Source organism: Corallococcus sp. CA049B, assembly GCF_003611685.1.
In the GTDB taxonomy this organism is placed as follows: domain Bacteria; phylum Myxococcota; class Myxococcia; order Myxococcales; family Myxococcaceae; genus Corallococcus; species Corallococcus coralloides.
In genome coordinates this window covers 1-7,664 of the sequence record NZ_RAWC01000318.1, presented here as the reverse complement: position 1 = coordinate 7,664, position 7,664 = coordinate 1, and the positions used below count along the sequence as shown (strand labels likewise).

The 7,664-nt window shown below is 70.8% G+C and carries 7 protein-coding genes and 2 pseudogenes; 5 read left to right on the top strand and 4 right to left on the bottom strand.

Translation table 11 applies throughout. The features are described from left to right. Positions 1 to 282: pseudogene (locus tag D7W82_RS37145) on the top strand (transcriptional regulator); the annotation flags it as partial. A gap of 52 nt (positions 283 to 334) precedes the next feature. On the opposite strand, the gene D7W82_RS37140 reads toward D7W82_RS37145, so the two are convergent. Then, entirely contained in the window at positions 335 to 1,141 is an 807-nt protein-coding gene (locus D7W82_RS37140) for a ParA family protein (protein ID WP_120622810.1), read from the bottom strand. Positions 1,142 to 1,164: 23 nt separating this feature from the next. Beyond that, positions 1,165 to 1,476, bottom strand: coding sequence for a hypothetical protein (locus D7W82_RS37135; protein WP_120622809.1), 312 nt, complete (start codon positions 1,474 to 1,476; stop codon positions 1,165 to 1,167). Between the two features lie 196 nt (positions 1,477 to 1,672). On the opposite strand from D7W82_RS37135, the gene D7W82_RS37130 reads away from it, so the two are divergent. From D7W82_RS37130 to D7W82_RS37115, 4 genes are all read left to right on the top strand, one after another. After that, the gene (locus D7W82_RS37130) at positions 1,673 to 2,593 is read left to right on the top strand and encodes an ArsA family ATPase (protein ID WP_120622808.1); all 921 of its coding nucleotides are present in this window, start codon (positions 1,673 to 1,675) and stop codon (positions 2,591 to 2,593) included. Then, the gene (locus D7W82_RS37125; protein WP_120622807.1) at positions 2,590 to 3,702 is read left to right on the top strand and encodes an ArsA family ATPase; all 1,113 of its coding nucleotides are present in this window, start codon (positions 2,590 to 2,592) and stop codon (positions 3,700 to 3,702) included. The genes D7W82_RS37130 and D7W82_RS37125 overlap by 4 nt, the downstream gene beginning before the upstream one ends. Before the next feature lie 243 nt (positions 3,703 to 3,945). Further along, positions 3,946 to 5,112 carry a tetratricopeptide repeat protein gene (locus D7W82_RS37120; RefSeq protein ID WP_171426394.1) on the top strand — a complete coding sequence of 389 codons (1,167 nt, stop codon included), beginning with the start codon at positions 3,946 to 3,948 and terminating at the stop codon, positions 5,110 to 5,112. A gap of 15 nt (positions 5,113 to 5,127) precedes the next feature. Then, positions 5,128 to 6,324 carry a M48 family metalloprotease gene (locus D7W82_RS37115; RefSeq protein ID WP_120622805.1) on the top strand — a complete coding sequence of 399 codons (1,197 nt, stop codon included), beginning with the start codon at positions 5,128 to 5,130 and terminating at the stop codon, positions 6,322 to 6,324. Positions 6,325 to 6,469: 145 nt separating this feature from the next. On the opposite strand, the gene D7W82_RS37110 is transcribed toward D7W82_RS37115, so the two are convergent. Together D7W82_RS37110 and D7W82_RS37105 are read right to left on the bottom strand one after the other, a co-directional pair. Then, positions 6,470 to 6,994, bottom strand: a complete 525-nt coding sequence (locus D7W82_RS37110) for a tetratricopeptide repeat protein (protein ID WP_120622804.1) — start codon at positions 6,992 to 6,994, stop codon at positions 6,470 to 6,472. 8 nt (positions 6,995 to 7,002) lie between these two features. Next, positions 7,003 to 7,664: pseudogene (locus D7W82_RS37105) on the bottom strand (hypothetical protein); the annotation flags it as partial.

The following is a 7,664-nucleotide window of genomic DNA, read 5'->3' as shown; positions in this document are numbered from 1 at the left end:
CCCCCGGAGGCCCCCGCTGCCGCCGCCGCCGCGCCCGCGCCCCAGGCCGAAGGCAACGCCGCGAGCCTCAACCCGGCGGAGCTGCTCAAGGCCAGCCAGCGCGCCTTCGAGGACTTCCAGCGCCGCATCGACGAGCGCGTGAAGCAGGTCGTGGAGAACCTCACCGGCAACCTGCCCGCCCTGGGCCGCGACATGCAGGCGCTCGCGCAGCGGCTGGAGGAGCTGGAGAAGAAGCTCGACGCCGTGGAGAAGGGCGACAAGAAGGACCCGAGCGCGTCCTGAAGCACCCGTGCCTGAACGCCGTGGCGCCCGTGAGGAAGCGGGCGCAAGGCGCTCAGGCCACCTTCGGCCGGGTCCGCTTCCGCTTCGCTGGAGGGGCCCCGCCGTCAATCTCCGCCGCGATGGCCGCGAGCATCCGCGCCCCCGGGCTCTGGGGTGCGTACTCCCAGATGGTCTTCCCGTGGCTCTGCGCCTCGTCCACCTTGACGCTGTAGCCCAGCGGCGTGGCGGCGAGCGCGTCCGGGAAGTACGCCCGCAGGCGCTCCAGGATGGCCGTGGCCAGCGCCGTCTTGCGGTACAGCGTGGGCACCACCCGGGTGACGCGCAAATCCTGCCGCCCCTCCGCCTCGCCCACCTGGCGCACCGTCTCCGCCAGCTCCGCGCACCCGTCCAGCGCCAGGTACGTCAGCGCCACCGGCACCACCACCTCCGTGGCCGCCACCAGGATGTTGCGCGTGGTGAGCCCCATGGACGGAGGCGCGTCGAACAGCACCATGTCGTAGCCCGCGCCTTGCGCCTCCCGCATGCGGTCCGCCAGCCGGTGCGCGCGCCGCGGATCCTGCGCCACCACCACCGGGAAGTCCGCCATCTCCTTGTACGCGGGCACCACGTCCAGCCCGCTCACGCCCGTGGGGCGCACCACGGAGGCCAGGGACACCTCCGGGTCGGTGAGCAGGTGGAAGACGTTGCGCGGCAGCGTGCGCACGTCCAGCCCCAGTGACTTGCCCGCGTGGCCCTGCGTGTCCAGGTCCACCAGCAGCACGCGGCGGCGCTGCTCCAGCGCGAGCCACGCGGCGGTGTTCACCGCGAGCGTCGTCTTGCAGGTGCCGCCCTTCTCGTTGATGAACGCGATGCGCCGCATGGCCTTTGAGGGCGTGCCGCGCCCTACCCCTTCTTCTTCGAGGACGTGTTCGACACCAACGTGTCCACCTTGCCCTCGACGGACGCGAGCAGCTTCTCCAGGTCGTCCACCTTCGAGCGCAGCTGCTCCAGGTCCGCCGTGGACGGCAGGTTCATGGCGGACAGCGCCGTGCGCAGCGCCGCGTCCAGCGTCCCCTTCGCCGCGAGCGAGCGGGACACCAGCGTCTGCACCGCCGCCACGAACTTCTCGTTGGAGAGCAGCTGCTGCGCGAGCTTGCCCACGCGCTCCTCGCCCGTCTCCACGAGCTTCTTCATCACCGGGTTGTTCTTGAGCATGGTCTTGGAACCGTTCAGGTCCGGTCCACCGCGAAACAGGCCTCTCGGCCGTCGGGACAGGCGGGACGTCAGGAAGAGGACGCCGCACTCTGGGAGGGGCCAACGCGACGTGTCAAGCAGGGGAACAATGGGGATTTCCGCTCGTGGACTCTCGTTGACTCTCCGGGAGCCCATCCCTACGGTTCGCGCGCCCTCTATGGCCGGACTGCTCGACAAACGCCTGTGGATCGTCTCTGGCAAGGGGGGCGTGGGGAAGACGACCGTCGCCGCCGCCCTGGCCCTGGCCTCGGTGCGCGCCGGCCGGCGCACCCTGGTGTGTGAAGTGAACACCCAGGAGCGCGTCAGCCGCATCCTGGAGCTGCCCGAAGCGGGCCCGGAGGTGAAGCTGTTGGAGGAGAACCTCTGGGCGGTGGACGTGCGCCCCCAGGAGGCCATGCGCGAGTACGGCCTGATGGTCCTGCGCTTCGAGACCCTCTACAAGACGGTCTTCGAGAACCGGCTGGTGCGCTACTTCCTGCGCTTCATCCCGTCGCTCCAGGAGCTGGTGCTGCTGGGGAAGATTCTGTTCCACCTCCAGGAGAAGCTGCCGGACGGCCGCTGGAAGTACGACACGCTGGTGCTGGACGCGCCCGCCACCGGCCACGCCATCTCCTTCCTGAGCGTGCCGCAGGTGCTCCTGCAGACGGTGCCGCCGGGCCCCATGACGCGCGAGGCGCTGAAGATGCGCGACCTGCTGGTGGACCCCTCCGTCACCGCCGCGGTGCTGGTGGCGCTGCCGGAGGAGATGCCGGTGAACGAGGCGCTGGAGCTGCACGGCGCGCTGAGGGACAAGGTGCACATCCGCACGCACGCGGCGGTGCTCAACCAGGCCTTCCCTGAGCGCTTCACGGAGGCGGACCTGGAGGCGCTCGCGGGCCACCCGGAGCTCCTGCGCGTGGCCCAGGCGCACCATGACCGCGCGTCGCAGGCGGTGCTCGCGGGCACGAAGCTGGAGCGCAACCTCCACGCGCCGGTGTACACGGTGCCCAGGTTGTTCGTGCCGCGCTTCGGACGGGACGCGGTGGAGACGGTGATGGGGCACCTGAACGCGATGGTGACGGGAGGCACGGGAGCATGACGGCGCTGCAAGCGGCGCTCGCGAACAAGCGCGTGCTCATCTGCGTGGGCTCTGGCGGCGTGGGCAAGACGACGGTGGCGGCGACGCTCGCGCTGCGCGCGGCGGTGGATGGCCGGCCCAGCATCGTGTGCACCATCGACCCGGCGAAGCGCCTGGCCAACTCCCTGGGCCTGTCCGGCCTGGGCAACGAGGAGGCGGAGGTGCACGCGTCCGTGCTGGAGGGCCTGGGCGTGAAGCCCAGGGCGGCCCTGCACGCGATGATGCTGGACATGAAGGCCACCTGGGACGACCTCATCACCCGCGTGGCCCCGCCGGAGCAGCGCGAGCGCATCTTCGCCAACCGCTTCTACCAGTCCCTCTCCACGGCCCTGGCGGGCAGCCAGGAATACATCGCCATGGAGAAGGTCTGGGACCTGCGCCGCAGCACGGACTACGAGCTGGTGGTGCTGGACACGCCGCCCACCGCGCACGCGCTGGACTTCCTGGACGCGCCCAACCGGGTGCTGGACTTCCTGGACAACGAAGCGGCCAAGTGGCTGCTCACGCCCGCGCTGAAGGCGGGCAAGGTGGGCCTGTCCCTCTTCAACCTGGGCGGCAGCTACGTGACGCGCGCGCTGTCGCGCTTCACCGGCACGGAGATGCTCCAGGAGCTGTCCTCCTTCATGCTGACGCTCTCCTCCATGAACGAGGGCTTCCGCGAGCGCGCCCGCGGCGTGCGCGAGCTGCTGGAGGACAAGACGACGGGGTTCGTGCTGGTGACGAGCCCCAACCCGGAGCGGCTGGACGAGGCCATCCACTTCCACCAGCTGCTCAAGCAGAACCGCATGGAGATGACGGCCATCGTGGTGAACCGCGTGCACCCGCTGCCCACCCCGGCGCAGTGGGCGGACGCGGCCACGCTGACGCCCACCCGCCGCGCGAAGGTGGAGGAGACGCTGCGCGAGCTCCAGGTGCTGGCGCAGCAGGACCTGGAGGGCATGGCGCAGCTGCGCGAGGCCTGTCCGGGCACGCCCCTCATCCAGGTGCCGCGCTTCGGGCTGGACGTGCACGACCTCACCGCGCTGTGGGGCACCGGCCGCTACCTCCTGGGCGACGACGTCCTCGCCTGAGCGCCCTCCCCCACCCCGCGTGACGCGCCCCAGCCGTGGAGCCGCCGGGCATTTCCGGCGCGAGGGGGCGTTCATGCCGGGCGGACGGGCGACAAGGCACCGGAGGCCTTCCCGCATTAGACTGGCGGCCTCTGAAAGCACTTCCGGGAACCTGGCGGGTCTCCGGGGTGTCGATGTCCGGGGCCGCACCGGGTGACGTGGGCGCACCGGATGGGAGCGAGCTGCATGCACGGCAGGAAGCGGATGGAGTCAGCCGGAGTCGCCCGGCGGTGGCTGTGGGTGGGCGTGTTGGGCCTGGGCCTGACGCTCACGGGCTGCCGCACCACGGGCGCGGCGGGGAAGCCGGACGCCACGGCGAACAAGCAGGTCGTGGAGTTCGACCCCGTCACGGTGACGGCGGACCTGGAGCTGGACAAGCTCAACGACGAGGAGCTCTTCGCGGGCGGCACCTCCGCCTTCGCCGCCAACGACTTCAAGCAGGCGGCGCGCTACTTCGGCCGGCTCGCGGACTTCCACCCCAACAGCCCGCACCGCCGGCAGGCCCTCTACAGCGCGGGCCTCGCGCACCAGCGCCTCAAGGAGTGGGACGACGCCTACGGGCGCTTCTCCGAGCTGGCGGAGCCCCAGAAGGGCCAGGGCGACGCGCTGGACGCGTCCTTCCGCGTGGCGGAGACGCTCTACCACCTGGAGCGCTACGAGGAGGCGGTGAAGCTCCTGACGACGCTGGCCTCGCGCGCGGACCTGCCCGCGGGCCGCCGCATCGAGGCCCAGGTGCAGCAGGGCATCTGCCAGGTGGAGGCCGGCCGCACCGACGACGCGGAAGCGACGCTGCGCAAGGCGCTGGCCGCGTATGACGCCCTGCCGGACAAGGCGGAGGTGGAGGACTACTTCCCCGCGCAGGCGCACTTCTTCGTGGGGGAGATCTACCGGCTGCACTACGAGGCGGTGAAGCTGGAGGCCAGCCGGGGCAGTGACGGGCTGGCGCAGGACCTCAACTACAAGGCGGAGCTGCTGTTGTCCGCGCAGGGCCACTACCTGCGCGCCATCCGCGTGGGCAACGGCTACTGGGCCACCGCCGCGGGCGCGCAGATTGGCGCCCTGTACGAAAACCTCCACGAGCACATGGTGAACTCGCCCACGCCCCCGGAGCTCAACGCCGAGGAGGCGGAGGTCTACCGCCAGGAGCTGCGCAAGAAGATCCGCGTGCTGCTCACCAAGTCCATCAACATCTACGAGCGCACGCTGGAGGCCGCGGAGCGCATCGGTTCGCAGAACGCCTTCGTGGACCGCACCCGCCAGAGCCTGGAGAAGGTGAAGTCGCTCCTGCTCGCGGACGCGGACGCCGACGCGGAATCGGACGAGGTCTCCGTGCCCATGCCCGCCTCCAACGCGGGCGCGAAGCACCGCTAGCGCCCCCCTCCGGCCATGGAACCGCTCTTCACCCCGGAGCAGCTCGCCGACATCCACGCCTACCACCAGCCCTATTACATCCGGGCGGCGGTGGACCCGCTGGTGCGGCTGGCCCTGTCGGCGCTCATCCTGGCCGTGCTCGTGCGGCCCGTGTACCGGGGAGCGACGGCCGCGGCGGCGGCGCTGGAGCGCGGGTTTGGAGGAAGGCTGCGCAACGCCCCGGTGAGCCGCGCCTTCTTCAGCGCCATGGACCGGCTGTGGGGCGAGCCCGGCTGGGGGGCCGCGCTCCTCTTCGCGCTCTTCATCGACCTGGCCACCCAGCTGCTCTACGCCCCCGCGACCGTGTACTTCTTCTACGTGCTGGAGCACCGGCACGGCCTGTCCAACGACACGCCCGCGACCTTCGCGTGGATGTGGTTCAAGGGCACCCTCGTGGGCGCCATCGCCCTGACGGCGCTCGTGGTCGGCCTGTATGGCCTGGCCCGCCGCGTGCGCCGGTGGTGGCTGGTGCTGGGCGTGCCCGTGGCCCTGCTGATGCTGGTGGCCTCCGCCCTGGACCCGTACCGCGCCCGCCTCTACTACGACCAGACGCCCTTGCAGGAGGGGCCGCTGCGCTCGCGCATCACCGAGCTCATGCGCAAGGCGGACATCACCTTCTCCGACGTGGTGGTGGAGAAGACGTCCGTGCAGTCCAAGCGCATCCAGGCGTACTTCGCCGGCCAGGGCCCCACGCGCACCATCGTCCTCAACGACGTCATCCTGAGTGAGCTCGCGGAGGACGAAATCCTGGCCGCGGTGGCGCACGAGGCGGGCCACGTGAACGAGCCCCGCTGGCCCGGCCGCATCTTCTCGTCACTCGCGGTGCTGGCCCTGCTCTTCCTCATCGACCAGCTGCTGCGCCTGTCCGCCCGCCGGGGCTGGTGGGGCGTCCAGCGCTCGGGCGACATCCGCACCCTGCCGATGATCTCCCTGGGGGTGTTCCTCCTCATCACGTTCTCGGCCCCCGTGGCCGGGGCGCTCTCCCGCGAGCGCGAGCGCGAGGCGGACCGCTATGGCCTGAACCTCACCGGCGACCCGGGCGCCTTCCGCCGCATGCTGGTGAAGGCCGCCCGGGTGAACAAGATGGACCCCGAGCCTCCCCGCTGGGTCGTGCTCAAGGGAATGAGCCATCCCCCCATCGGGGAACGGCTCACCGCGCTCGACACGCCCTGAAGTCAGTTTCAAGAAGCCGCCGGTGGATGGGCCTCCACGCCATTCCCCCTCGCCATCCAGGCCCACCCTCCGGCCGGCCGCCCCCGGACCGCTCCCCAACTGTCCGGTGGCACATCCGTCTTGAAACGTCTCTCCCGTCAACGCCTCACGTCGGCGGAGCGCCCTCCTTCAGCTTCTCCACCGCCACCAGGGTGATGGCCTTCACCAGGGCCTTCGCGCGGCGGCCCGCGGACGTCTCGCCATGCGGGTCCACCTCCACCGCGTTGGCGATGTCCGTGAAGCCCTGCCGCTCGCCCCGGCGCAGGTGCAGCTCGCCCCGGCCCGTCAGCGCCACGGGGTTGCGCGGGTCTCCATTCAGCGCGTGCGTGTACTCGGTGAGCGCGTCCTCCACCCTCCCGAGCTTCTGGTACACGGTGCCCAGCGCCGCGTGCGCCGCGGAGTCCTTCGGGTTCCCCTCCACGAGCCCCTCGAAGAGGATGCGCGCCTCCTCCAGCCGGCCCGCCGCCGCCAGGTCGCAGCCCACCTGCGCGATGGCCTTCGCCTCCTCGAAGGTCATCCCCTCCACCTCCGCCCAGGTCGTCTCCCCCCGCGCGAACGCCTTCAGCCTGCGCGCCGTTCCGGTCTCCATCGTCAGTCCCTCGCCGCCTTCGTGCTTGATGATGCGTCCCATGGCGGCCCTCACGCGCTGCGCAGGTTGGAGATGGCCGTCTTCGCCATCTCGTTGAACTTCGACGACATGTTGCTCATCAGGTCGAACATGGCCTTGCGCTTCTCCATCAGCGTCTGAAGCCGCAGCTCCAGCTCCTTCATGCTCGTGTCCAGCTTCGCGCCGCGCGCCTTGTCCGAGTCGCTGGTGCCCAACGTGGCGCGCTCCTCGCGGGCGCTGGCCATCTCGTTCATCACGTCCAGCAGCTCTTCGTCGGTGTCCTCGGTGATGCCCATGAGCAGGGCCTGCACCTTCTGCTCGATGCTCATGTTCGGGTTGTCCACGATGTCGCGCGCCCGCGAGCCGCCCGTGCTCCGGCCGCCTCCGCTCGACGGCTTCGTCACCGAGGCCAGCTCCGAGTCCAGGTCCTGCCAGCTGGTGACGCCGTCCCGGCCGCCGCTCGCCGCCATCTCCAGGCGGTGCCAGTACTCCGGGTGGTCCGTGAAGAACTGCGCGGCGCGCTTGAGCGTGGAGGACGCCGCCGGGCTGTCCAGCACCGCCTCCAGGTCCGCCATCGTCACCTTGCCGTCCTTCGTCCCCTTCGCCGTGTCGAAGGTGTCCCAGTTCTCGTCCAGCACCTGGAGCGCGTCGGCGTACTCCTGGAGGTCCGGATCCGCCGCCCCCGAGCCCCCGC

Coding starts and splice junctions, on each gene's coding strand:
- D7W82_RS37135 (WP_120622809.1), bottom strand. CDS start 1,476: ATGCTCAAGAACAACCCGGTGATGAAGAAGCTCGTGGAGACGGGCGAG.
- D7W82_RS37115 (WP_120622805.1), top strand. CDS start 5,128: ATGGAACCGCTCTTCACCCCGGAGCAGCTCGCCGACATCCACGCCTAC.
- D7W82_RS37130 (WP_120622808.1), top strand. CDS start 1,673: ATGGCCGGACTGCTCGACAAACGCCTGTGGATCGTCTCTGGCAAGGGG.
- D7W82_RS37110 (WP_120622804.1), bottom strand. CDS start 6,994: ATGGGACGCATCATCAAGCACGAAGGCGGCGAGGGACTGACGATGGAG.
- D7W82_RS37140 (WP_120622810.1), bottom strand. CDS start 1,141: ATGCGGCGCATCGCGTTCATCAACGAGAAGGGCGGCACCTGCAAGACG.
- D7W82_RS37125 (WP_120622807.1), top strand. CDS start 2,590: ATGACGGCGCTGCAAGCGGCGCTCGCGAACAAGCGCGTGCTCATCTGC.
- D7W82_RS37120 (WP_171426394.1), top strand. CDS start 3,946: ATGGAGTCAGCCGGAGTCGCCCGGCGGTGGCTGTGGGTGGGCGTGTTG.